General features: G+C 62.8%; 24 protein-coding genes and 1 pseudogene. 12 read left to right on the top strand and 13 right to left on the bottom strand.

Features of this window, described 5'->3' with window-relative positions; translation table 11 throughout:
- Positions 1–214 precede the first annotated feature (214 nt).
- Positions 215–1,393, bottom strand: a complete 1,179-nt coding sequence (locus AC0NIH_RS25305; RefSeq protein ID WP_473462261.1) for a cystathionine beta-lyase — start codon at positions 1,391–1,393, stop codon at positions 215–217.
- Positions 1,394–1,692: 299 nt separating this feature from the next.
- On the opposite strand from AC0NIH_RS25305, the gene AC0NIH_RS25300 reads away from it, so the two are divergent.
- The 7 genes and pseudogenes from AC0NIH_RS25300 (at position 1,693) to AC0NIH_RS25270 (ending at position 8,713) form a co-directional block, all read left to right on the top strand.
- The gene (locus AC0NIH_RS25300) at positions 1,693–2,328 is read left to right on the top strand and encodes a DUF1326 domain-containing protein (RefSeq protein ID WP_473462259.1); all 636 of its coding nucleotides are present in this window, start codon (positions 1,693–1,695) and stop codon (positions 2,326–2,328) included.
- A gap of 7 nt (positions 2,329–2,335) precedes the next feature.
- A pseudogene (locus AC0NIH_RS25295) lies at positions 2,336–3,264 on the top strand (DUF2182 domain-containing protein).
- Positions 3,265–3,666: 402 nt separating this feature from the next.
- Complete coding sequence (locus tag AC0NIH_RS25290; protein ID WP_023766421.1) at positions 3,667–4,695, top strand: amino acid ABC transporter substrate-binding protein; 1,029 nt, start codon at positions 3,667–3,669, stop codon at positions 4,693–4,695.
- A gap of 63 nt (positions 4,696–4,758) precedes the next feature.
- The gene (locus AC0NIH_RS25285) at positions 4,759–5,946 is read left to right on the top strand and encodes an amino acid ABC transporter permease (protein ID WP_013896207.1); all 1,188 of its coding nucleotides are present in this window, start codon (positions 4,759–4,761) and stop codon (positions 5,944–5,946) included.
- Positions 5,947–5,950: 4 nt separating this feature from the next.
- Positions 5,951–7,108: an amino acid ABC transporter permease gene (locus AC0NIH_RS25280; protein ID WP_023766422.1), complete on the top strand. Its 1,158-nt coding sequence runs from the start codon at positions 5,951–5,953 to the stop codon at positions 7,106–7,108.
- A 78-nt stretch (positions 7,109–7,186) separates the two neighbouring features.
- Positions 7,187–7,936 carry an amino acid ABC transporter ATP-binding protein gene (locus AC0NIH_RS25275; RefSeq protein WP_031240865.1) on the top strand — a complete coding sequence of 250 codons (750 nt, stop codon included), beginning with the start codon at positions 7,187–7,189 and terminating at the stop codon, positions 7,934–7,936.
- Between the two features lie 111 nt (positions 7,937–8,047).
- Complete coding sequence (locus tag AC0NIH_RS25270) at positions 8,048–8,713, top strand: TIGR02117 family protein (protein ID WP_473462254.1); 666 nt, start codon at positions 8,048–8,050, stop codon at positions 8,711–8,713.
- A 16-nt stretch (positions 8,714–8,729) separates the two neighbouring features.
- Here the strand turns inward: AC0NIH_RS25270 and AC0NIH_RS25265 are convergent, their stop codons facing one another.
- From AC0NIH_RS25265 to AC0NIH_RS25250, 4 genes are all read right to left on the bottom strand, one after another.
- Complete coding sequence (locus AC0NIH_RS25265; RefSeq protein WP_224685110.1) at positions 8,730–9,053, bottom strand: BrnA antitoxin family protein; 324 nt, start codon at positions 9,051–9,053, stop codon at positions 8,730–8,732.
- Entirely contained in the window at positions 9,031–9,330 is a 300-nt protein-coding gene (locus AC0NIH_RS25260) for a BrnT family toxin (RefSeq protein ID WP_224685111.1), read from the bottom strand. Before AC0NIH_RS25260 ends, AC0NIH_RS25265 begins: the two co-directional genes overlap by 23 nt.
- A gap of 67 nt (positions 9,331–9,397) precedes the next feature.
- On the bottom strand, positions 9,398–10,642 hold the full coding sequence (locus AC0NIH_RS25255; protein ID WP_473462252.1) for an FAD-dependent monooxygenase: 1,245 nt from the start codon (positions 10,640–10,642) through the stop codon (positions 9,398–9,400).
- A gap of 19 nt (positions 10,643–10,661) precedes the next feature.
- Positions 10,662–10,907: a zinc-finger domain-containing protein gene (locus AC0NIH_RS25250; protein WP_013896203.1), complete on the bottom strand. Its 246-nt coding sequence runs from the start codon at positions 10,905–10,907 to the stop codon at positions 10,662–10,664.
- Positions 10,908–11,051: 144 nt separating this feature from the next.
- Between AC0NIH_RS25250 and AC0NIH_RS25245 the strand changes: the two genes are divergently transcribed.
- On the top strand, positions 11,052–13,253 hold the full coding sequence (locus AC0NIH_RS25245; RefSeq protein WP_473462249.1) for an RNA degradosome polyphosphate kinase: 2,202 nt from the start codon (positions 11,052–11,054) through the stop codon (positions 13,251–13,253).
- The gene (ppx, locus tag AC0NIH_RS25240) at positions 13,253–14,788 is read left to right on the top strand and encodes an exopolyphosphatase (RefSeq protein ID WP_013896201.1); all 1,536 of its coding nucleotides are present in this window, start codon (positions 13,253–13,255) and stop codon (positions 14,786–14,788) included. The genes AC0NIH_RS25245 and ppx overlap by 1 nt, the downstream gene beginning before the upstream one ends.
- 273 nt (positions 14,789–15,061) lie before the next feature.
- Here ppx and AC0NIH_RS25235 read toward each other — a convergent pair whose 3' ends face one another.
- The 6 genes from AC0NIH_RS25235 to AC0NIH_RS25210 form a co-directional block, all read right to left on the bottom strand.
- Positions 15,062–15,466, bottom strand: coding sequence for a DoxX family protein (locus AC0NIH_RS25235; RefSeq protein ID WP_287388830.1), 405 nt, complete (start codon positions 15,464–15,466; stop codon positions 15,062–15,064).
- Between the two features lie 232 nt (positions 15,467–15,698).
- The gene (locus AC0NIH_RS25230) at positions 15,699–16,121 is read right to left on the bottom strand and encodes a DoxX family protein (protein WP_023776389.1); all 423 of its coding nucleotides are present in this window, start codon (positions 16,119–16,121) and stop codon (positions 15,699–15,701) included.
- 175 nt (positions 16,122–16,296) lie between these two features.
- Positions 16,297–17,694, bottom strand: a complete 1,398-nt coding sequence (gene fumC / locus AC0NIH_RS25225; RefSeq protein WP_473462246.1) for a class II fumarate hydratase — start codon at positions 17,692–17,694, stop codon at positions 16,297–16,299.
- A gap of 163 nt (positions 17,695–17,857) precedes the next feature.
- Positions 17,858–18,409 (bottom strand): DUF805 domain-containing protein, encoded by a 552-nt coding sequence (locus AC0NIH_RS25220; RefSeq protein WP_473462244.1) that lies wholly within the window; start codon positions 18,407–18,409, stop codon positions 17,858–17,860.
- Between the two features lie 270 nt (positions 18,410–18,679).
- Positions 18,680–18,877: an SDR family oxidoreductase gene (locus tag AC0NIH_RS25215; protein WP_473462241.1), complete on the bottom strand. Its 198-nt coding sequence runs from the start codon at positions 18,875–18,877 to the stop codon at positions 18,680–18,682.
- Positions 18,826–19,452, bottom strand: a complete 627-nt coding sequence (locus AC0NIH_RS25210) for an SDR family NAD(P)-dependent oxidoreductase (RefSeq protein WP_473462238.1) — start codon at positions 19,450–19,452, stop codon at positions 18,826–18,828. The genes AC0NIH_RS25215 and AC0NIH_RS25210 overlap by 52 nt, the downstream gene beginning before the upstream one ends.
- A 225-nt stretch (positions 19,453–19,677) precedes the next feature.
- On the opposite strand from AC0NIH_RS25210, the gene AC0NIH_RS25205 reads away from it, so the two are divergent.
- The gene (locus AC0NIH_RS25205) at positions 19,678–20,649 is read left to right on the top strand and encodes a glycosyl transferase family 90 (protein WP_473462236.1); all 972 of its coding nucleotides are present in this window, start codon (positions 19,678–19,680) and stop codon (positions 20,647–20,649) included.
- A 54-nt stretch (positions 20,650–20,703) separates the two neighbouring features.
- Here AC0NIH_RS25205 and betI read toward each other — a convergent pair whose 3' ends face one another.
- Entirely contained in the window at positions 20,704–21,342 is a 639-nt protein-coding gene (gene betI, locus AC0NIH_RS25200; protein ID WP_473462233.1) for a choline-binding transcriptional repressor BetI, read from the bottom strand.
- A gap of 92 nt (positions 21,343–21,434) precedes the next feature.
- Here betI and choX point away from each other — a divergent pair, with 92 nt between their 5' ends.
- Both choX and AC0NIH_RS25190 read left to right on the top strand, forming a co-directional pair.
- On the top strand, positions 21,435–22,373 hold the full coding sequence (gene choX / locus AC0NIH_RS25195; RefSeq protein ID WP_013896193.1) for a choline ABC transporter substrate-binding protein: 939 nt from the start codon (positions 21,435–21,437) through the stop codon (positions 22,371–22,373).
- Entirely contained in the window at positions 22,370–23,227 is an 858-nt protein-coding gene (locus AC0NIH_RS25190) for an alpha/beta fold hydrolase (RefSeq protein WP_473462230.1), read from the top strand. Before choX ends, AC0NIH_RS25190 begins: the two co-directional genes overlap by 4 nt.
- On the opposite strand, the gene AC0NIH_RS25185 is transcribed toward AC0NIH_RS25190, so the two are convergent.
- A complete protein-coding gene (locus AC0NIH_RS25185) occupies positions 23,210–23,986 on the bottom strand; it encodes an NIPSNAP family protein (protein WP_473462228.1) in 777 nt (258 codons plus the stop codon). The two genes, AC0NIH_RS25190 and AC0NIH_RS25185, sit on opposite strands and share 18 nt — an antisense overlap.
- Between the last annotated feature and the right edge of the window lie 7 nt (positions 23,987–23,993).

Genomic DNA, 23,993 nt, shown 5'->3' with positions numbered 1-23,993 from the left:
GTGACGAATGGATTGGCTAAAAAGCCGTGCAGCACGCAATGAAGCCGAACCCACGGATTTGAAAGTCAAACAAATCCGGAAAGCCGCGGCCCGGGAGAATAATATTGCGCGCCACGCCGCGCTGGGATGCTGCGAGCGGCTCGCGCTTTGTCATCAGCGTCAATGCCTTGCGGCTGTTTGCTGGTTCTGTCCGGCAGCCGGCCCGTACGCGCAGTCAGGCGGTGGCCGCGGCGGCCAGACCACGCTGGATATCCGCCTTCAGATCCTCGACATCCTCGAGGCCGATCTGCAGGCGGATCAACGGGCCTTCATAGGCGGCTTTTGCAACGGCGCGATCGCCGAGCCAGACCGGCACGGCGAGGCTCTCGTAGCCGCCCCAGGAATAGCCGAGCCCGAAGATCCGCAACGCGTCGAGGAAGGCGTGCTGCTGTTTCTGGCCGCCGCCGGCAAGCACGATGGAGAAGATGCCGCTGGAACCGCAGAAGTCGCGCTTCCACAGGCCATGGTCCGGGTGGCTGGGGAGGGCAGGGTGGAGAACGCTCGCCACGCCCGGCTGGCCCTCGAGCCACGACGCGATGGCGAGCGCGCTGCGCTGATGATGCTCCAGCCGCACGCCCATGGTGCGCAGGCCGCGCAGCACCTGGTAGACGTCGTCGGGTCCAGCACAGCAGCCAAGCGTGCAAAAGCTCTCATAGAGCTGCTTCCAGCAGCGCTCATTGGCCGAAACCGTGCCAAGCAGCACATCGGAATGGCCGGCCGGATATTTCGTCGCCGCATGGATGGAGATGTCGACGCCATGGTCGAGCGGACGGAAGTAGAGCGGCGTCGCCCAGGTGTTGTCCATCATCACGATGGCGCCGGCCGCATGCGCGGCCGCGGCGATGGCCGGAATGTCCTGCACCTCGAACGTGTTGGAGGCCGGCGATTCCGTGAACACCACCTTGGTGTTGGGCTTGATCAGTGTGGCGATGCCCGCGCCGACATGGGGGTCGTAATACTCGACCTCGACTCCCAGCCGCTTCAGCATGGTGTCGGCGAAATTGCGGGTCGGGTGATAGACGGAATCGACGATCAGTAGGTGATCGCCGGCCGATACGAAGGCGAGCAGCGGTATGGTCACCGCCGCAAGCCCTGACGGCACCACGATCGTGCCGGCCGAGCCTTCCAGTGCGTCGATGGCGTGGGCAAGGGCGTCCGTCGTCGGCGTGCCGCGCGTGCCGTAAGTGTATTTCTGGTTGCGCGCCGCCATCGCGGCGGCATTGGGAAACAGCACGGTCGAGGCATGCACCACCGGCGGATTGACGAAGCCGAAATAGTCGTGCGGGTTGTTGCCCGAATGGGCAAGCCGCGTGTTGATGCCCACCTTGCCTGGCCCGCTGCCGTCATTCGCCATTCTTGATCGCCTCGTTTGACAAGGCGCTAGCCATAGTGCGGTGCCATGGGCCGTGCAACAGCCCAGCCGCCGCCACGGGACGGACTTCGGATGTGCCAATTCGAAGACAGCTTTGCCGAGTGCGATCTGGCCGCCGGATATTGTAAGCCGCCGCAAAAGGTATATGATGGATATCTAATACAAAATAGGCGGGCCAATCTTACCGGATGTTCAATCCCGGCAGCGGCTAACGCACTGGCAAATTGGGCTTCCGCATCACCGCTTTTCGCTCCCGCCGAACAACAATGGGAGGGATCGTTATGCCCAACGTCAAGTGGATGTTAAAGGCGCGTGAATTCGTCAATTGCAACTGCGCCTATGGCTGCCCGTGCCAATTCAACGCCTTGCCGACCTACGGCTTCTGCCAGGCCGTGGTCGGCATGGAGGTCGAAAGCGGCTATCACGGCGACACCAGGCTCGATGGCCTGCGCTTTGCGGGTGTGTTTCGCTGGCCTGGCGCAATTCATGAAGGCGGCGGCGAGGCGGCGGTGGTCATCGACGAACGGGCGAACGAGGCGCAGCGCGTAGCCCTGCTTCGCATTCTCGGGGGCGAGGACACCGAGCCCGGAGCGACCATATTCCAGGTCTTCTCGACCACGCTGGATACGTTGCATGACCCGATCTTCGCCGCCATCGACTTCAACGTCGACGTCGACGCAAGGACAGGCCATCTGCAGGTGCCGGGCGTCACCGAGGGCCATGGCGAGCCGATCAAGAATCCCGTCACCGGCGCCGAGCATCGGGCGCGCATAGACCTTCCGCGCGGTTTCGAATACGCACTGGCCGAAATCGGGCGCGGCTGGACCAAGGCGACCGGTCCGATCGCGTTCGAATTGGCCGATTCCCATAGCCACTTTGCCAATCTGCATCTCACGCAAAGTGGCATCGTGCATTGAGCCGACCATGAGCGACACGGCACTCGAGGCGGCGCTGCGGCACGACCGCGCGGTCGTGACGGCCGCGCTCGTCGTGATCGCCGTGCTCGCCTGGGCCTATGTGCTGTGGCTCGCCGCCGGCATGGTCACCCCGGTTCGCCCGCGCCGGCCGGCGCGGGCGGCGGCATGGCCGAAATGGACATGTCGAACATGGCCGGCATGAACATAGCCGGCATGGACATGACCGGCATGAACATAGCCGGCATGGACATGACCGGCATGGACATCGCCGGTATGGACATGGGCGCCACCGCGGCGCCCGTTTTCCGGGCCTGGGCAGCGGCCGATTTCGCTTTCATCATCACGATGTGGACGGTGATGATGGTCGGCATGATGACGCCTTCGGTGGCGCCGATGCTGCTGCTCTACGCCGGTGTCGGCCGCAAGGCGCGGGCCGACGGCCGGCCCATTGCCTCGACGGGATGGTTTTTTGCCGGTTATCTCGCGGTCTGGGTCGTCTTCAGCCTGGTGGCGACCGCCGCGCAATGGCTGCTCGCCGGCCTTGCCTTGCTCAGCCCCTCGATGGCGTCTGACAGCGCAATTCTCGGCGGTCTCCTTCTGATCGTGGCCGGCCTTTATCAATGGACACCGATGAAGGGCGTCTGCCTGCGGCAATGCCAGGCGCCGATCGCGTTCCTGGCCAGCCATGGCGGGTTCCGTTCCGCTCCGTTCGGCGCGCTTCGGCTCGGTGTCGCCCACGGCGCCTATTGCCTCGGCTGCTGCTGGGCGCTGATGGCCCTGCTGTTCGTCGGCGGCGTCATGAACGTGCTGTGGATCGCCGGCATCGCCGCACTCGTCCTGCTGGAGAAGATCATCCCCACCGGGCAATTGGTGCCGCGCATTACGGGCGCGTTGATGGCTGCAATCGGCGTCTGGTTCATCGTCGGAGCATCCTGAACAGCTTCGCATCCTCGCCCGCGAACGCCGGACCCGGAGACAGATGATGTCAGTCGATCGCGGCGAGTCGCCAGTAACGCCGAGTAACGGGCAAGGACGGATTTCGACCGGGAACCTCACTTCACGTAAAGCTGATCGTGCCGACTTTATTTGCGCTCATGACTAAATCGCGGGCGCTCTTGTCCGCAATTCAGGCATTCGGGGCAATCGATTTTCAAACACGTTGGAAATCAGTCATTTCCCTTGACCTCACGGGAATTATCGCCTTCGATGCTGTCCGTGAATGGGAGGCAGCGCGTCGGTTTACGATGCGGGGTTCCGGGAATGGGCCGGAATGGGAGCTGCGTTCACACGGGAAAAAAGATCAGGTTTTGCCTGAAAACAGAAAAGGGTCTGTGGGTCATGAAACACATTGCTATCGGCATTCTTGGCGCCGCTGCGCTTGGATTGATGGCGTCGGCCGCGTCGGCTACCACGCTCGACACGGTCAAGGCGAAAGGCTTCATCCAGTGCGGCGTCTCGACAGGCCTCGCCGGCTTCTCCGCGCCGGACGACAAGGGTGACTGGCAAGGCATCGATGCGGATTTCTGCCGTGCTGTCGCAGCCGCGGTCTTCGGTGACGGCACCAAGGTCAAGTTCACGCCGCTCAGCGCCAAGGAGCGCTTCACCGCCCTGCAGTCCGGCGAAGTCGACATCCTGTCGCGCAACACCACCTGGACCATCAACCGCGACACGGCACTTGGCCTTAACTTCATCGGCGTCACCTACTATGACGGCCAGGGCTTCATGATCAACGCCAAGAAGCTGCCGGGCGTCAACTCGGCCCTCCAGCTTTCGGGCGCCGCCGTCTGTGTGCAGAGCGGCACCACCACCGAGCTCAACCTCGCCGACTACTTCAAGGCGAACAAGATGGAGTACAACCCGGTCGTCTTCGAGAAGCTCGAAGAGGTCAATGCCGCCTATGACGCCGGCCGCTGCGACGTCTACACCACCGACCAGTCGGGTCTCTACGGCATCCGCCTGACCCTCGGCTCGCCGGCGGATCACGTCGTGCTGCCCGAGATCATCTCCAAGGAGCCGCTCGGACCGGCGGTGCGCCAGGGCGACGACCAGTGGTATCACATCGTCAAGTGGACTTATTTCGCGCTGCTCGATGCCGAGGAACTCGGCATCACCAAGGCCAATGTCGATGAGATGAAGAACTCCGCCAGTCCGGAGATCAAGCGCGTGCTCGGCCAGGAAGCCGACACCAAGATCGGCACCGATCTCGGTGTCTCCAACGACTGGGTCGTCAACATCGTCAAGGCTGTCGGCAACTACGGCGAAATGTTCGACCGCAATGTCGGCTCGGGCAGCCCGCTCAAGATCGCCCGCGGCATCAACGCGCTGTGGACCAAGGGCGGCCTGCAATACGCTCCGCCGATCCGCTGACCGAAATGTGATCCGGGAGGCAGATCGTCTGCCTCCCGGTTTCTCTTTCCAGGGGATAGTCGCATGGCATCGCAGGAAATCCTTCGCGAGGAGCCAAGCCGGGCTTCGTTCGTCAATGATCCGAAAGTCCGCAGTCTCTTCTTCCAGACGCTGGTCGTCATCGTGCTGTTCGGCTCTGTCTGGTGGATCGTGCAGAACGTCATCGACAATCTGCAGCGCCTGCACATCGCCTCCGGCTTCGGTTTCCTCAGGGGGCGCGCCGGTTTCGACATCTCGGACACGCCGATCGCCTATACGTCGGACTCGACCTATGGCCGCGCCATCGTCGTCGGCCTGATCAACACCATCATCGTTGCCGTCGCCGGCATTATCACCGCCACCATCATCGGCTTCGTCATCGGCATCGGCCGTTTGTCGCAGAACTGGCTGATCCAGAAGATCTGCACCGTCTATGTCGAGATCTTCCGCAACATCCCGCCGCTGCTGGTCATCTTCTTCTGGTATTCGGGCGTGCTGGCCGTGCTGCCGCCGCCGCGCGACAGCTACAACCTGCCCTTCGGCTCCTTCCTCAACCAGCGCGGCTTCTACTTTCCGCGCCCGGTCTGGGGCGACGGCTCCTGGCTGATCCTGGTCGCGCTCGTCGTCGGCATCGCCATGGCGTGGTTCGTCGCCCGCAAGGCGCGTCAGCGGCAGATGGCGACAGGCCAGCAATTTCCGGTGTTGTGGACTTCCGTGGCGCTGATCGTCGGGCTGCCGCTGCTGGCTTACGTGCTGAGCGGCTTTCCGCTGAGCTTCGATCTTCCGAAACAGTCGACCTTCAACCTGACCGGCGGCTTTCAGGTCAAGCCGGAGTTCCTGTCGCTCTATCTGGCGCTGTCCTGCTACACGGCGGCCTTCATCGCCGAGATCGTGCGGGCCGGCATCAGGGGCGTAAGCAAGGGCCAGACCGAGGCCGCCGCCGCCCTTGGCTTGCGGTCCGGATCGATCCTGCGGCTGGTCGTGGTGCCGCAAGCCATGCGCATCGTCATTCCGCCGCTGACCAGCCAGTATCTCAACCTGACCAAGAACTCCTCGCTGGCCATCGCCATCGGCTACCCCGACCTGACGGCTACCGCCGGAACGGTGCTCAACCAGACCGGACAGGCGGTCGAAGGCGTGCTGATCATGATGATCGCCTATCTCATCCTCAGCCTGGTGACATCGGCCGTCATGAACGTGGTCAACGCCAGAATGGCGCTGGTGGAGAGGTAGGACCATGCAGGAACACGACATGACCTGGGTGCGTACCGAGATGGCGCTGGCGCAGCCGCCGCCGGCAAGCGTCAGCGGTCCGATCGCCTGGGTGCGCAAGAACCTGGTCGGCACGGTCGGCGACACCATCCTGACCATCCTCGGCATCATCATCGTCGCCTGGGTGCTGCCGCAGGTCATCGGCTGGGCGTTCATCAATGCCGTCTGGACCGGGCCGGATCGCACCGTCTGCGCGACCGTGGCGCAAGGCGGCATTCAGCCGGATGGCTGGAGCGGCGCCTGCTGGGCCTTCGTCAACGCCAAGTTCGGCCAGTTCATGTTCGGCACCTATCCGGTCGAGGAGCGCTGGCGGCCGATCGTGGTCGCCATCCTGTTCGCGGCGCTGCTGATACCGATGCTGATCCCGCGCGTGCCCCGCAAGGGGTTGAACGCCATCCTGCTTTTCCTGGTGCTGCCGATCGTTTCCTTCTTCCTTCTGGTCGGCGGCATGTTCGGCCTGCCGCATGTCGAAACCTCGCGCTGGGGCGGGCTGCTGATCACGCTCAGCCTCTCCTTCGTCGGCATCGCCGTGTCGCTGCCGCTGGGCACCGTGCTGGCGCTCGGCCGGCGCTCCAAGATGCCGATCGTCAAGATGCTGTGCGTCATCTTCATCGAGGCCGTGCGCGGCATCCCGCTGATCACCGTCCTGTTCTTCGTCTCCGTCATGCTGCCGCTGTTCCTGCCGGCCGGCGTCACCTTCGACAAGTATTTACGAGCGCTGATCGGCGTGTCGCTGTTTGCCGCCGCCTATATGGCCGAGGTGGTGCGTGGCGGGCTGCAAGCGATCCCGAAGGGCCAGTATGAAGGCGCCGATTCGCTCGGCCTCGGCTATTGGCAGAAGATGAGCCTGATCGTGTTGCCGCAGGCGCTGAAGCTGGTCATTCCCGGCATCGTCAACACCTTCATCGGCATGTTCAAGGACACCAGCCTGGTCCTCATCATCTCGATGTTCGACCTGCTCGGCATCGTCAAGCAGAACTTTTCCGACGCCAATTGGGCAACGGCGCAGACCGCGAAATCCGGTCTCGTCTTCGCCGCCTTTGTGTTCTGGCTGTTCTGCTTCGGCATGTCGCGCTATTCAATGTACACTGAACGCCGGCTCGACACCGGCCACAAACGCTAAACAAAAAAGCAAGGGGACCCCGTCATGGCCACCGAAAATGCCGTCAGCGCGGAAGAGATCAAGGTCAACGCCGCCAAGATGCATATCTCCACCACCGATGTCGCCATCGACATCATCGCCATGCACAAATGGTATGGCGAGTTCCATGTCCTGAAGGACATCAATTTGAAAGTGATGCGCGGCGAGCGCATCGTCATCTGCGGCCCGTCCGGCTCCGGCAAATCGACGATGATCCGCTGCATCAACCGGCTGGAAGAGCACCAGAAGGGCAAGATCATCGTCGACGGCAAGGAACTAACCAATGATCTGAAGAAGATCGACGAGGTGCGCCGCGAGGTCGGCATGGTGTTCCAGCACTTCAACCTGTTCCCGCATCTGACCATCCTGGAGAACTGTACGCTGGCGCCGATCTGGGTGCGCAAGACGCCGAAGAAGCAGGCCGAGGAAATCGCCATGCACTTCCTCAAGCGCGTGAAGATCCCGGAACAGGCCAACAAATATCCCGGCCAGCTGTCCGGCGGCCAGCAGCAGCGCGTGGCGATCGCGCGCTCGCTATGCATGAACCCGCGCATCATGCTGTTCGACGAGCCGACCTCGGCGCTCGATCCGGAAATGATCAAGGAAGTGCTGGAGACCATGGTTGGCCTGGCCGAGGAAGGCATGACCATGCTGTGCGTCACCCACGAAATGGGCTTTGCCCGCAAGGTCGCCAACCGGGTGATCTTCATGGACCAGGGCCAGATCGTCGAGCAGAACACGCCGGCCGAGTTCTTCGACCACCCGCGCCACGAGCGCACGAAACTGTTCCTGTCGCAGATCCTGCACTGAGCGCTCCGACGCAAGTTCAGGAGCCCGGCCGCACCACGGCCGGGCTTTCTTGCATTTGAGCGATCGGGTCGCTTGCATTGGAACGCGACTGAGCCGCAGAGTCGCCGCCTCATGAGAAAACTCGGCCGTTTTCTGGCTCTGCTGTTGATAGCGGCCGCGCTCGCCGCGACGCTCGGCACGCTGGTGCCGCGGCCGCTGTGGCCGGCCGCCGCTGCGGGGGAGGGCACCCGGCACATATTGGTGCTGAAGAACCCGATCCACACCGACATCGCCATTCCGGTGGACGATGCCGTGCGCCAGCGCTTTCGTTTCCTGGTCGAGGCCGGCATCTCGGCCGACAGTCCCGAGGTGCGCTACATCGTCTTTGGCTGGGGTGGCCGCGCCTTCTATCTGGAAACGCCGACCTGGTCGCAGCTGAAGGCCATTCCGGTGATGAAAGCACTGACCATCGACGCGTCGGTCATGCATGTCGATGTCGCCGGTGCCCTCGCCGAGCCACATCCCGACATTGCCGGTTTCGATATCGGCGAGGACCGTTTTGCGGATTTGCTCGATTTTATCGCAGCCAGCTTCCAGCAGGGGACTGGCGGCCCAATCGTCATCGAGAATGCGGCCTATTCCAGGTTCGACCGCTTCTACGAGGCGAACGGGCATTTCAACGCACTGGTCGGCTGCAACACCTGGACGGCGGCGGCGTTGCGCACCGCCGGCCTGCGCACCGGCTGGTGGAACCCGCTGCCGGCTTCGCTGGGGCTGTCGATGCGGCTGTACAATTGAAGATCATTCGGGCTGATCAGCCGGTCTTGCGGTCCTGTTTGGACACATATTCTCGAAGCGCTCTGTTGATTGCGCTTTGGTAGCCGCGACCATCTGGTGCGCTCCTTTTGAACCAGGCAACGAGATCGGAATCGAGGCGAAGGGTCAGTTGTTGCTTGACCGGCTTGAAATACGGATTTCGGACAGCGTTCTGCCAGAACTCCTCGGTCAATTCGGGAATGTCGCTCGTATCGACATCATCCTCCGGTCGCGCCTTCAAAGCCGCGATCTCCGCTTTCTGTGCTTTTGTCAGAGGAGGTGGATTGGCCGGATCATATTTATATTGAACGATTTTGCGCATAACGTTTCTTCTCCCTTGTCGTCGCTCGCCGCGCGGAAATGATGCGGATTACCTCCATTCCGTCTTCTTCCCGATCGACATGGGCAATCAACAACACAAGCATGTCATCAACCGCGCCGGTCGTCTGCCAACGGTATTCGCCGTCTTCGACTCTGTCCTGCTCCGTTAGCGCGAAGGGATCGGAGAAAATGCTAACCGCGGTTTCGAAGCTCACACCATGTTTGCGCAGATTCGATCTGGCCTTTTCGAGATCCCACTCAAATCGCAATTCTTCCATATCTTGTAACCACAAAAATGTAACTACATTTCACTGCGACGTCAAGGCTGAATGACGTGATGACACGTCACCGCCTGACAATCTTCGGTTGCTCCCAGCCGTAGAGCCAGTCCAGATCCGCCGCGAGCTTTTCCGCCGGCCGCGTCGCCAGCACCAGGTTGCGAGCCAAGGCCACCGGGCCCCAGGCGTGCCAGGCCAGCCGGTTGAGCGCGCCGCGCCGGATCACCTTCTCGACACGCGGTCGCCTGAGATTTTCCCAAATCGCCAGGCCCTGCTTCGGATCAGCTGGGAAATCGGCAATTACCCCGGCAAGCGTTGCGGCATCTTCAATGGCCATGGCAGCCCCTTGCGCCGCGAATGGAGTCATCGCATGCGCGGCGTCGCCAATCAGGGCGATGCCGGTTGGTATCGTCCAGTGCTGCTTCTGGTCGACTGTGTGGAGCGGCCAGGTCAGCCACGGGCCGGCCATTTCGACCAGTCTTGCAAGGGCTGCCGCCGTGCCGCTCATTGCATTGGTGAGGATGACGGGATCGGCACGACCCGACCAATCCTCGGCAATGCGCTCGCCTTTGGTGAAGGCGACAAGGTTGAAGGCATCGCCCTTGCTGACGGGGTAGGCGACCATGTGGAATCCCGGATGCAGAAAAGTCGTGACACAATCAGCCGCCCCAATCGCGGCAAAGGCTTGTCCGGCGTCGCTATCGGCGGCGACGGTCGTGCGCCAGGCCAGTTCGCCGGAAAAACGGCTTCTTGACGATCCCTCCCGAGCCCGATCGACAACCGCGCGCACGGACGACCACACGCCGTCGGCGCCGACCAGAAGGAAGCCCTGCGACTGGACGATCTTGCCGTCCGTCTCCCCGTCCGTCTCCAGCGTCGCCGTCACACCATGGTCGCCTGTGGCAAAGCCGCTGACGCGCGCACCCTTGACCAGCTGAATATTCGGGCTTTCGGCGACGTGTGCGGTCAGCGCGCTCTGCAGATCGGCTCTGTGGGCGACGAGATAAGGCGCGCCCCAGCGTTCTTCGGCGGCTTGCCCGAGGGGGACACGCGCCAGTTCGCGCAACGTCTTTGCGTCCTTCAGCACCACGGCCTCAGGCCGCACCGCGGCCGGCAGCAGCCGGTCGAGCACGCCGAGTTGGCGCAGGATGCGTGTCGCGTTGGGGGAAAGCTGAATGCCGGCTCCCACGGCCTCCAGCCGCTGCGCCTGTTCGAACACCTGCACGGGATAGCCGCGTTCGGCGAAGGCAAGCGCCGCGGTCAGCCCGGCAACGCCCGCTCCTGCGATGACGACTTGCCGCTTGTCGTCCATCAGGCCCGTCGCGGAAGGATCAGGCGGCCTGGTCGATGTAAAGGCAGCCCGCCGGCAGCGTTTCCGTGGCCTTCAGCTTCGGCGAATAGCGGTAGAGCGTCGAGCAATAGGGGCAGACCTTCTCATTGTCGTCGCCCATGTCGAGAAACACATGCGGATGGTCGAAAGGCGGGTTGGCGCCCGTGCACATGAATTCCTTGACACCGATGTCGATTGCCGGAAAGCCCGCATCGTTCTGGAAATGGGGAATGGAACCGCCTGCCATCGTCGTCTCCTTAACGCAGTCTCGCATGCATCTGGATCATAACAGGTCTCTTTGCAAGATCGATGAAATCAAACTGTCGCAAAAGCCTGTCAGAGGATAAGTTAAGCCGGTTAACCGGCCGAGCTGGTGGGAAGAGCAGGAACAATGAACGAACTGAAGCCGGTGCAGAGCGAATTCATCAATGTCGAGGCGGCAAGCCCGGAGGGCGGCAATCCAGACCGTTTCGTCAATCGCGAGTTTTCCTGGCTGCAGTTCAATCGCCGCGTGCTCGAGGAATCGCTGAACACCAATCACCCGCTGCTGGAGCGCGTCCGCTTCCTGTCGATCTCGGCCGCCAATCTCGACGAGTTCTTCATGGTCCGTGTCGCCGGCCTCGCCGGCCAGGTGCGCGAGGGCATCGTCTTGAAGAGCCCTGACGGCCGCACGCCCGAACAGCAGCTCGAACAGCTGCTGCGCGAGGTCGAGCGGCTGCAGGAAGACCAGCAGAAGAGCCTATCGGCGCTGACCGTGCTGCTCAACAAGGAAGGCATCGAGACCATTACGCGGGATGCGCTGACCAAGGATGAGAAGGCCTGGCTGGAAGAGCATTTCCAGGACCAGGTGTTTCCGGTGCTGACGCCGTTGTCGATCGACCCGGCGCATCCATTCCCGTTCATTCCCAATCTCGGTTTCTCGATGGCGCTGCAGCTTCGCCATCGCAAGAATGGCGAGGAGATGAGCGCGCTCTTGCGCCTGCCGGTGGCGCTGAAGCGCTTCATCCGCCTTCCGGATCGCAAGCACCATGTCCGCTTCATCCCGCTGGAAGAGGCGGTCGGCCTCTATATCGGCAAGCTGTTCCCCGGCTATGAGGTCAAGGGTTCCGGCACATTCCGCATCATCCGCGACAGCGACATCGAGGTCGAGGAGGAATCGGAAGACCTCGTGCGCCTGTTCGAGACGGCGCTGAAGCGCCGCCGTCGCGGTTCGGTGATCCGCATCGAATTCGACAAGCTGATGCCCGGCGAATTGCGCGACTTCGTTGCCGGAGAGCTTGGCGTCTCGTCGAGCCGCATCAGCGTGCTCACCGGCCCGTTGGCGCTCAGCCAGATCTCCGAGATCGTGGCGGTCGCCCGCGACGACCTGAAGTTCACGCCCTACAATCCGCGCTTTCCCGAGCGCATCCGCGAGCATGGCGGCGACTGTTTTGCCGCCATCCGCGAGAAGGACATCATCGTCCACCACCCCTATGAATCCTTCGACGTCGTGGTGCAGTTCCTGCGTCAGGCCATGGCCGACCCCGAGGTGGTGGCGATCAAGCAGACGCTTTACCGCACCTCCAACGACAGCCCGATCGTGCGCGCGCTGGTCGATGCGGCCGAGGCCGGTAAGTCGGTGACCGCGCTTGTCGAGCTCAAGGCCCGTTTCGACGAGGAAGCCAACATCCGCTGGGCGCGCGATCTGGAGCGCGCCGGCGTGCAGGTCGTGTTCGGTTTCCTCGAACTCAAGACCCACGCCAAGATGTCGCTGGTTGTGCGCCGCGAGGACGGCAAGCTGCGCAACTACGTGCATCTGGGCACCGGCAACTACCATCCGGTCACCGCGCGCATCTACACCGACCTGTCCTTCTTCACCACCGATCCGACGATCGCCCGCGACGTCGCCCAGCTGTTCAATTTCATCACCGGCTACGCCGAGCCGACCGATGAAATGCGGCTGGCGATCTCGCCCTTCACGCTGAGAAGCCGCATCCTGAAGCACATTTCCGCCGAAGTCGCCCACGCGCTGGACGGAAAGCCGGCGCGCATCTGGATGAAGATGAACGCGCTTGTCGACCCGATCATCATCGATGCGCTCTATGATGCCAGCCGCGCCGGCGTCGAGATCGACCTCGTCGTACGCGGTATCTGTTGCCTCAGGCCTCAGGTTCCAGGGCTGTCGGAAAACATCAGGGTGAAGTCGATCGTCGGCCGGTTCCTCGAGCACAGCCGCATTTATTGCTTCGGCAATGGCCATGGCCTGCCCTCGGACGAAGCGATCGTCTACATCTCCTCGGCCGATCTCATGCCGCGCAATCTCGACCGCCGCGTCGAGACCATGGTGCCGATCACCAATCCAACTGTGCATGAACAGGTCCTTGGCCAGATCATGCTCGGCAACATCATGGACAATCAGCAAAGTTTCGACGTATTGGCTGATGGAACCTCCCGGCGCGTCGTGCTGGAGGAGGGCGAGGAACCGTTCAACGCACAGGAATATTTCATGACCAATCCGAGCCTGTCGGGACGGGGTGACGCGCTGAAGTCGCACGCGCCCAAGCGCATCGCGCAGTTCAAGCGCCGCAAGAAGAACGCCGCAGCGTCCGGCTGATGCTGTCTGATTCCCAGGGCCGGCTGCAGGACCGCCGACCGTTGTCCATCATCGACATCGGTTCGAATTCGATCCGCCTTGTCGTCTATGAGGGGCTGGCGCGTTCGCCGACCATGTTGTTCAACGAAAAGATGCTGGCCGGCCTTGGCCGCGGCATCGTTTCGACCGGCAAACTCGATCCCGAGGCGGTGACGCGCTCGATGGAGGAGTTCCGCCGCTTCCGTGCGCTCTCCGACCAGGCCGGCGCCGAGCATATGTATGTCTTGGCCACCGCCGCCGCCCGCGAGGCGATCAACGGTCCCGATTTCATCCACCGCGCCGAAGAGGTGCTGAAGACCGAAATCCGTGTCATCAGCGGACGCCAGGAGGCCTATTATTCGGCGCTTGGCGTCATTTCCGGCTTCCACCCGGCCAACGGAATCGCCGGTGATCTCGGCGGCGGCAGCCTCGAACTGGTCGACGTCAATGGCGAGGCGATCGGCGATGGCATAACGCTGCCGCTCGGTGGCCTGCGCCTGCAGGACATGGCCAAGAACTCGCTCACCCAGGCGCAGAAGATCGCGCGCGACGAACTGGCGCGGGCCAAGCTGTTGAAGGGCGGGCAGGGCCGGCCCTTCTACGCCGTCGGCGGCACCTGGCGAAACCTCGCCCGGCTGCACATGGAGATGACCAACTACCCGCTTGGCGTCATGCACCATTACGAGATATCCGCCGAGAGCGCGACGGCCTTTCTCAAGCAGGTGGCAAAAGCCGAGATCGAGAAGATCAAGGGCATTGAAGGCGTATCGAAAAATCGCCGCTCGCTGCTGCCTTACGGCTCTATCGTCCTGCAGGAGATCATGGCGGCCATGCAGCCGTCGAAGATCATCGTCTCGGCACTCGGTGTGCGCGAAGGCTTTCTCTATTCACTGCTCGACGAGGCCGAGCAGAAGGCCGATCCGTTGATTTCGGCATCCGAGGAACTCGCCCGGCTACGCTCGCGCTCGCTCACCCATTCGCATGAACTGGTCGACTGGACGGCAAAATCCTTTGCCGCCTTCGGCATCGATGAGACCGAGGACGAGGCGCGCTACCGTCACGCCGCCGCTTTGCTGGCCGATATCGGCTGGCGCGCCCATCCGGAATATCGCGGCAGGCAGTCGCTCAACATCATCGCGCACGCCTCCTTCTTCGGCGTCGACCATCCCGGCCGTGCCTTCCTGGCCTTGGCCAACGCTTATCGCCACGATGGCATCTTCAACGAATCCATCGCGCCCGAAATCAAGGCGCTGGCGACGCCGCGCTATCTGGAACGTGCCCGGGTTCTGGCGGCGATGATGCGCGTCGTCTATCTGCTGACGGCCTCGATGCCCGGCATCATGCCCAGGCTGAAATGGGAGCAGCGCGCCAACGGCGTGCTGGCGTTGGTGTTGCCGGCCTCGCTGGCCGATCTCTATGGCGAACGGCCCGCGGGCCGGCTGGCGCAACTGGCAAGGATAACCAACCGCCGGCTGGTGCTGGCGGTCGAGGGCGGCCCGAGCATGTCGGTGAAATAGACACAGTCTACCAGAGCGCACGCGGATATCAGATCAACCCAATCGCGCCACTTGCAAGCGGTTTCGCGTTTGATGACCGGCTTCCCCCACTCCGTCGCTGCTTCGCAGCGCCACCACCTTTCCCCCCTCCGGAGGGAAAGGAAGGGAGCCTCGTTGGAAAAGGCGTTGGCGGAAATAGGCTCGCGCCTTCCTCTACCCCGTCGATCGGGGGAGAGGTGGCTCGGCGAAGCCGAGACGGAGTGGGGGTCGACCTGGCTCGGGACTAAGACGATATCAAACCGCGCCGCGGCCGTCGGCCGACCAGGCGCCCGCACCGGCCATGGCCAGCGCCAGGAAACCGCCTGCGATCGCAATGTCCTTCATCAGCATCTGCTGGTGCAGGAAGGCGAGCGTCGCATCGCCGGCACCCTGGCCGTAATGACCGATGAAGCCGGCCACGATGCAGAAGGCGGCAAGCAGCAGCGCCACGATCCGCGTCTGGAAGCCGATGAGGATCAGCAGCCCGGCGATCAGCTCGAACAGGCCCGTGCCCCAGGCGGCAAGCGCGGGCAGCGGCAAGCCGAGGCCGGCGAAATAATTGGTGGTGCCGGCGATGTTGGCGAGCGCCTGGAAGCCGGACGGTACGAACAGCACGGCAAGCAGCAGCCGCGAAACCAGGAGCAATGCGTTGCGGGCCATGGCCATCTCCCTTGTCGCCGTCGCCGCACGATCGGGCGCAGCCGGCGGCCAGGCAGTCTACGCCTGCGAGGCTGCGGCTGAAACCGGAGAGCCGCCTATTCCAGACAACGAAAAAGCGGCGCGGAAAATTCCGCGCCGCTTCCATTTTAAAGGCTTGGGAGGGAAGGCTCGGAGCAATTCGAGGGAAAGCGCGTGGCGCTTTCCCTCGGAAATTGCGTCAGAACAAGGAAGCTCAGCCGCGCTTGGCGTCGATAGAGTAGGCGCCGGCGCCCGACGAAGCCAGCAGCACGAAGCCGCCGGTGATGGCGAGGTTCTTGAGAAACTGGATCATCTGCATCTGGTCGGCCCAGCCGGTGTGGGCGACAAGGCCGGTGGCGACCGTGAAGATCGCGAGCACCCAGGCGGCGATCCTGGTCTGGAAGCCGACGAGGATCGCGAGCCCGCCGAGCAGTTCGATAAGGCCGACGACGACGGCCGTTACGGTTGGCAAAGGCAGCCCGAGGGCGCCGAAATAGCCAGCGGTTCCGGAAATGGCAGTCAGCTTGCCGAAGCCGGAAAGCAGGAAAATGACCGCGAGCAGGATGCGGCCGAGCAGGATCGTGACAGAACTATTGGACGCTGTGCCGGCGCCGGCGGCGGAAGTGTTGGTGGACATGGTGGCTCTCCGAATGGGTTGAATGACCACTCAGATAGACGATGCCGACTGTTCACCAAAGCCGCCTATGTGGCGACACATTGTTCACAGGTCATACGTTTCCGTGATCGCGCGACGTGCGCGAAATTCGTGTCGGATGACGCGGTGACGGGGGTAAATTTTCCCGCCGAAAACCTCACCCCGGATGGGTCATGTCCTCGGGCCGCACCAACCGGTCATAGTCGGCCTCGCTGACCAGGCCGGTGGCCAGCGTTTCCTCGCGCAGCGTCGTGCCCTTCTTGTGCGCGGTCTTGGCGATCTTGGCGGCGTTGTCGTAGCCGATGGTTGGCGCCAGCGCCGTCACCAGCATCAGCGAGCGGTCGAGGGCCGCCTTGATGTTGTCTTCGCGAGCCTCGATGCCGACGACGCAATTGTCGGTGAAGGAGACCGAAGCGTCGGCGAGCAACTGCACCGACTGCAGGAAATTGTAGGCCATCAGCGGATTGTAGACGTTGAGCTCGAAATGGCCCTGGCTGCCGGCGAAGGTGACGGCGGCATTGTTGCCGAACACCTGCACGCAGACCTGGGTCAACGCTTCGCACTGCGTCGGGTTGACCTTGCCCGGCATGATCGACGAGCCGGGTTCGTTTTCCGGCAGCGACAATTCACCGAGGCCCGAACGCGGACCCGAGCCGAGGAAGCGGATGTCGTTGGCGACCTTGAACAGGGCTGCGGCAGCGGCATTGATGGCGCCGTGCGAGAACACCATGGAATCGTGCGCCGCGAGCGCCTCGAACTTGTTGGGCGCGGTGACGAAGGCGATGCCGGTAATGGCGGCGATGCGGTCGGCCACCCGCTCGGCAAAGCCGATCGGCGCGTTGAGCCCGGTGCCGACGGCGGTTCCGCCCTGCGCCAGCTCCTGCAGGCCGGGCAGCGTCAACTCGATGCGCTTGATCGACGAGGCGACCTGCGCCGCATAGCCCGAGAATTCCTGGCCAAGTGTCAGCGGCGTGGCATCCTGCGTGTGGGTGCGGCCGATCTTGATGATGTGGTTGAATTCCCTGCTCTTGGCGGCCAGTGCCTTGTGCAGGTGCTTCAGCGCCGGCAACAGGTCGTGCACGATGCGCTCGGCGCAGGCGATGTGCATCGCCGTCGGGTAGGTGTCGTTCGACGACTGGCTCATATTGACGTGGTCGTTGGGGTGTACCGGCTTCTTCGAGCCCATGACGCCGCCCAGCATTTCGATCGCCCGGTTGGAGATCACCTCATTGGCATTCATGTTGGACTGCGTGCCCGAGCCGGTCTGCCAGACCACCAGCGGGAAATGGTCGTTGAGCTTGCCGTCGATAACCTCCTGCGCGGCCGCGATGATCGCCTTGCCGATCGCGGGATCGAGCCGCTTCAGCTCCATATTGGCTTCCGCCGCCGCCCGCTTGACGATACCGAGCGCCCGCACGACCGAAACCGGCTGCTTTTCCCAGCCGATCTTGAAATTACCAAGGGAACGCTGCGCCTGCGCGCCCCAATAGCGGTCGGCGGCGACCTCGATGGGACCGAACGTGTCGGTTTCGGTTCTGGTCTTTGGCGTGCTCACGGCAAGTCTCCGGTCTGTCGATTTGGGCAACGGCGTATCGCGTTGCACAAAACGCATCAAGCGGAGATTGCGGACGGTGAGGATGCAAATCGGTTGAAGATGGTCCCGTGGGATTACCCTTGTATGCAGGCGCCCCCATGTTCGCGGAACTGTCTTTCCCGACCTAGAGGCCGCGGCGGCCAAATCCGGTTGGACCTGTGGGACGCCTTGTTTGCGACGCCGGAGGTGCGGGATCGATCCTGCTGGCTTGCTGGTCCACCCTGGTGGATCGCGATTGCTGCTGAACAGAGTGATCCGCCTTCATACGCGAGATGTGGGTGCTGAGCTCGCTTCTGGAATCATCCGTGCCGGATGGCGGACCATAGTCGTTGTTGCCGCCTGAACCGGAGAAAAAGCCGCATTCGACGAGCACCCATAGTCCGCCGATATAGGGGAGCAACAACAGCAGGGACCATACGCCCGACTTGTCCAGATCATGGTACCGCTTGATCGTTGCGGCGAAATTGATCCAGAGCGAAAGGACGGAGCCGATGATTAGCGCCAGGCTGACACTTAGGCTGTCTGAATGGAGCGCCCTGAGCCTTTGTCCAGCCGGTAAGCCTGCGACATGGACAAGGGCGGCGACGGTCACCACCAACAGGGCCAGCACCACGAACTGGGCCAACCACCATTGCCCACGCCCGATGCGCCCGGAAAATCCAAACAAAAGATTCATGTACATCCCCCATCGGCATGTGGGGGAAATATTCATTGCGTATGTAAAAAGTTACTAAAGATATTCTGGTGAAATAAGGGATATGACGAGCCGCCCATCTGGATGGTTAATCGATGAGGAATGGAGCATATAAACAAAGACCAGTATTTATTCTTGTCGATAGGATCTGCGCTCGTCAGCTGAAGCAGCCGTTTGGCTGACGATCGGATCTCTCCGGTCCGGGGCAACAACGCCGCGCATGTCCATCTCAGGCAGGGTGACAACTGGCGCTCACCCCGCAGTATATCCGCCGTCGATCGCGAAGATACCGCCGCTCGTCCACGCGGCATCGTCACTTGCGAGATAGACCGCGATGCCAGCCAGATCGTCCGGGCGGCCGATGCGGCCCAGCGGATAGCTGCGTTCGACATAGGCCTTCAGCTCCGCCTGTGCCTCGGCCGGCAGGTTGTCGACGGTCTTGCGCCGCATGGCGGTGTCGACGTGCCGGGCGCGATGGCGTTGACCCGGATGCCGCGCGGGCCGAGTTCGAAGGCAAGCGATTTGGTCAGCGAATTCAGCGCGCCCTTGGACAGCGAGTAGAGGCTGGATGGCCGCTTCGGGATCATCTTGTTGGCGAAATAGGAGGAGATGTTGATGACGGATGCGCCGGCGCCGAAATGCTGCAATAGACCCTGGGTGAGGAAGAACGCCGCCGTCACATTGAGCGCGAAGGAGTGCTGGAACTGTGTCTCGCTGACGGTCTCGAACGGCACGAGGTAGGCGACACCGGCATTGTTCACGAGGATATCGAGCCGCTGGCCGGCCGCTTTCACATGGTCGACGACGGCGTCGATACCGGGGCTGGCGGCAAGATCGGCCGACAATGTCTCGACCGTGCCGACAGGGCCGGTAGCTGTCAGCTTCTGGCGCGCGGCTTCGAGCTTGCCGGCGTCGCGGCCGACGATCAGCATATCGGCGCCCTCGCGCAGGAATGCCTCGGCGATCGCCAGGCCGATGCCGTCCGAGCCGCCGGTCACCAGCGCGCGCTTGTTGCGAAGTTTCATGGGAACGCTCCAAAGCAGCCTTGGCCAGCCCAAGAGCACCGCATAGTCGCGGCAGTGGTCAACCCAGCGGCCTATCCCACGGTATGAACTTCGATCGCTGCCGGCCCTGCGGCTTGCTTCGGAGGGGCGAACAGGATAGCCGGCTTGATCGAGCGGTCGTGCGGTTTCAAGTGAGGCGCCACGGGCTTCCTATCGAAATACCTTTCCCAAGAAGCATTGTTGAAAATGGCTACTCTCGAGACGGCGAACCGAAAGCTTCCCTTGCCGGTCGATGTCGTCGAGGTCGGCAGGCGCTTTCTGCCCGGGCTTAATCGAGGTGAAATCTACTGTCGCCTTGACAAGGGGAAGCTCATTGTGCGCTCCCGTGCCGCCTGGCTTGAACGGCACGTGCAGGTCCTGACGCTGATTGCCGAGGCATTGGCGTCGCTTGGCGCCCGCAGCATGCCGCCTTTCTACATGCTTCTCGGAGACACGCCGTCCCGCAGAAGGCATCGCCGTTTCCGCACCCGCTTTGCCTTCTCCCAAGCCGATGGCTATGGCGAGGTGGCGGCGCCCGATTTCGTTTTCGACGGATGGCCGGACGCAAAGTTCGACGACTATGATGGGAAGACACGAGCGATGGCGGCGGCATCGGAAGAGCCGCCGCGCGACAACAGATTGTTCTGGGCGGGGCGCTGCATGAACGAAGCCCGCAAAAGGGTCGTCGATCTCGCAAAAGCCCGGTCAGACTTGCTGGAGGCTTATGACACCGAGCCGAACTACGATATCGCCATCAATCGCTATTCCACCAAATTCAGGACGATGGAGGAACAGGTCGCGACGTACAGGTACATGATCGACATCGAGGGCGCCGGCTACAGTGGCCGCTTCAAGATGCTGCTCCACACCAAACGGGTGGTCCTGCTGCAGGATCGGCCATGGCGCGAGTGGTTCTTCGACGATATCGAGCCGTTTCGCCACTATGTCCCGGTGGCGCGCGACATGTCGGATCTGGCAGAGCGCATCGAGTGGCTGCGCGCCAATCCGAAGAGGGAAGCCGAAATAGCCGCCGAGGCGCGGCACTTCGCACAGACCCGCCTGACCCGCGCGGCGGCCGTGGCGGCATGGGCGAAGCTCCTGGGCGATCACGCTGCCGCCGGCGGCAATCTGAAATCCGGTCTCCAGCACCGCAAGCGCGCAACCGGCTGGCCGGTCTGACCGTGCGCCTGTTTCCATGAGGTGAAACTCAGCCCGGCTGGCAAGCCGGCCGGTCTATGCGCCGACGGTTGCAGGCCGGTGCATGGCCAGTCGCGCGGCGACAAGATCCCTGACCTGGCGGATCGCCTGTTCGCGCGAGATGCCGCCTGGTTGCAGGCCGAGCCGCAGCCAAAGCCCGTCGATCAGCGCGGTGACGCCAAGCGCGATGTCGTCGGCATCCGCCGGCGGGGCAAGGCCGCGCAGGCCGGACAACAGGTTCGAGCGCATGCGGGCGTGAAGCACCTTCTGGATGCGCGCCAGCTTCTCGTCGCGCGGCACCTCGGCGCAAAGCGAAAGCCAGGCATGGCATAGCGGTGGCCGGAACAGGTGCTCCTCGAAATTGCCGTCGATCACGGCATCGAGGCGCTCCATCGGCGTCCGCGCCTGGCGTAGTCGGGCGACAACCGCGTTGCGCAGGACGGCATTGGCCTCGCGCATGGCATGCTCGAACAATTCCTGCTTGTTGCGGAAGTAGTGCAGCACGATGCCCTTGGAGGCGCCTGCATGGGCGGCAACCTTTTCCAGCGTGGCACCTGCAATGCCTTCGCGCTCCAGCACCGCGAAGGCTGCCTGCCGCAATTCCTTGCGGCGTATATCGCCGAGACGCTTGAGTTTCACGGGTTCGATCCATGCATGGCGAATCCACGTTGACATTTTCGTCCGGTCAGATCAATCATTGACCAGCGGGACAATAAAAAGACCAATTGGTCAATCAGACAATAATTGGTTACAAGAGGAGAACCGAAATGTTGCGCATCCTTGCAAATGGCGTGTGTCTTGCCGCGTTGGCGCTGGCGTCTCAGGCAGCCCAGGCGGCAGAAGCGGAGGAGTGCAGGACGGTCCGCATGGCCGAACCGGGCTGGAACGATCTTGCCTTCACCACGGGCGTGGCCAACGTCCTGCTGCAAGCGCTCGGCTATCAGCCGCAAAGCGAGGTGCTTGGCATCAACGTCATCTACGAAGGTATGAAGAACAGGGATCTCGACCTGTTCCTGGGTTACTGGGACCCGGCGATGGTCACTTACTACGAGCCCTACAAGAAGGATGGCTCGATCGAGAATGTGCGCGTCAATCTCGTCGGTGCCAAATACACCTTCGCCGTGCCGACCTATGTCTGGGAGGCCGGCGTCAAGGACATTGCCGACCTGCACAAGTTCGCCGACAAGTTCGGCAAGAAGATGTACGGCATCGAGCCCGGCTCAAACCAATTGATGATGGACGCCATCGCCGATCCGAGCTTTGGCCTCGATGGCTGGCACGTGGTCGAGTCCAGCGAGGCCGGCATGCTCTCCGAGGTCGGCTACGAGATCAAGGAGAAGCAGTTCATCGTCTTCCAGGGCTGGGCGCCGCATCCGATGAACACCATGTACGATTTCAAGTACCTGACCGGCGGCGACAAGTTCTTCGGCCCGAATTTCGGCGCCGCTACGGTGACGACGCAGGTGCGCAAGGGCTATCTCGATCAGTGCCCGAACGTCGCGCAATTCTTGAAGAATCTCGCCTTCGACATCGATTTCGAGAATGTCGGCATGGGCTACCTGATCAATGACGGCATGAAGCCGGAGGACGGGGCGTTGAAGGCGGTCACGCTGAACAAGAGCCGCCTCGATGCCTGGCTCGCCGGCGTCACCACTTTCGACGGCAAGCCCGGCCTTGCCGCGGTCAAGGAAAAGCTCGGCCTGTGAGATCGGCCGCGCTGGATGCCTTGCCCAACGCCGGGGCGGAACAGGACACCTGGGCCGGCCGCAAGCGATTGGTCGATGTTGGCGACCTCGAGATCGCCTATGTCGAGATCGCGGGCGCCGAGCCGGCGCTGGTTCTGGTGCATGGCTTCACCGACACCAGTCGCAGCTTTTCGCTCCTGGCGCCGCATCTGGCCGGCCGCCGGCTGATCATGCCCGACCTGCGCGGCCACGGCGCATCGCAAGCTGGAAAAGGCTTCGCCATCGCCGAATTTGCCGATGATATCGCCGGCCTGGTCCGGCGTTTGCGGCTCGACCGGCCCGTCGTAGTCGGCCATTCCCTGGGCGCCATGGTGGCCATCGCATTGGCCGCGCGACATGATGCGCTTGTCGGGGGACTGGTGGTCATGGCCGGCACGGTGAAGCCTGGCTTCTCGCCCGATCATGCGCTGGTCGCGGGCGTTAAGGCCTTGCACGACCCGATATCGCCGGCCGACCCGTTCTATGCCTGGTGGCATGCCTGCCGGGACGGCGTGCCGCAGCCCTTTCTCGCCGGCCTCGCGGAGGATGCCTCGGCGATGCCGGCGGCGCGCTGGCGCGCGATCCTGGAGGTGATCTGCAGTGCCGACCTGAGCGGTGCGGCACGAGCCGTGCTGACCAGGACGCTGATCATCGCCGGCGGATGCGATCCGCTGTTCGGCGAGGCACACCAGCAGCCATTGCTCAGGGCTCTTCCCGAGGCCGTCCTCGTCCGCGCCGAGGCCTGTGGCCACAATCCGCATTGGGAAGACCCGGCTCTCGTCGCCAAGGCCATCATCGAGGCCTTCCAAGGCTTGAGATCACCGCCCGACCAATGATCGCGCGATGGACGACAGCCACAGCGTCTCCGTCGGCTTGATCAGATCAGGCCGCGCAGCCTGCCAGAAGACCTGCCATGCGGCCGAGCCGGCGAGCGCGGCCTCGTGGCGTGCGTGCGTTTCGGCTCCGTCAAAGCCCAGCACGCCGATGAAGACGTTCTCGTTCACCCGCACCGGCAGGCGCGGAAAGCTGTTTTCGGCATGCTCGGTAACGAAGGCGGCAAGCAGGCTCGCACCGGTTGCCGCCATCAACGGTGCCATCTCAGCCTGGTATCGGCGGGCGAAACCGGTTTCAGCGCCACGCCGCAGATGGTGAATCTGGATGACAACGATGCCGGGCAGGGGCCTGTTGATGCTTGGCTTTTCGTCGGTGGCCAGGCCTGCTCGCCGCAGCCCTGACAGCTCGAAGCCGGCGCCTGGCCACGCCGGCTTGAGCAGCAGCACATCGTCGGAATCGATCATCGTCGCATTGGCCGCATCGCGGTGCGCCGCCCAGATCGGGCCGCCGTAAAACGCGGCCAGGGCATCCTTGCGTGAGTCCATATCGTCGAAGCCGCGCAGCCAGACGAACATGTCGGGACGGTCGAGGTCCCTGAACTGGCCGATAATGGTCATTCCGGCGTCTTCCTGGCCCTCGATGAACTTGCTGTCGAAGAGGTCGATGAGTGTGTCGCGCTGGCCCGATTTCAACGTGTATTGCCGCAACTCGACGACGGGCGACGCGGGCAGATCGGGCCCGGTGTTCGGGGGCAGGTCCATCGGTCAT

The organism is Mesorhizobium sp. WSM1386 (genome assembly GCF_055901595.1).
The sequence above is the reverse complement of the archived record's forward strand: the minus strand, read 5'-3'. Positions and strand labels throughout refer to the sequence as shown.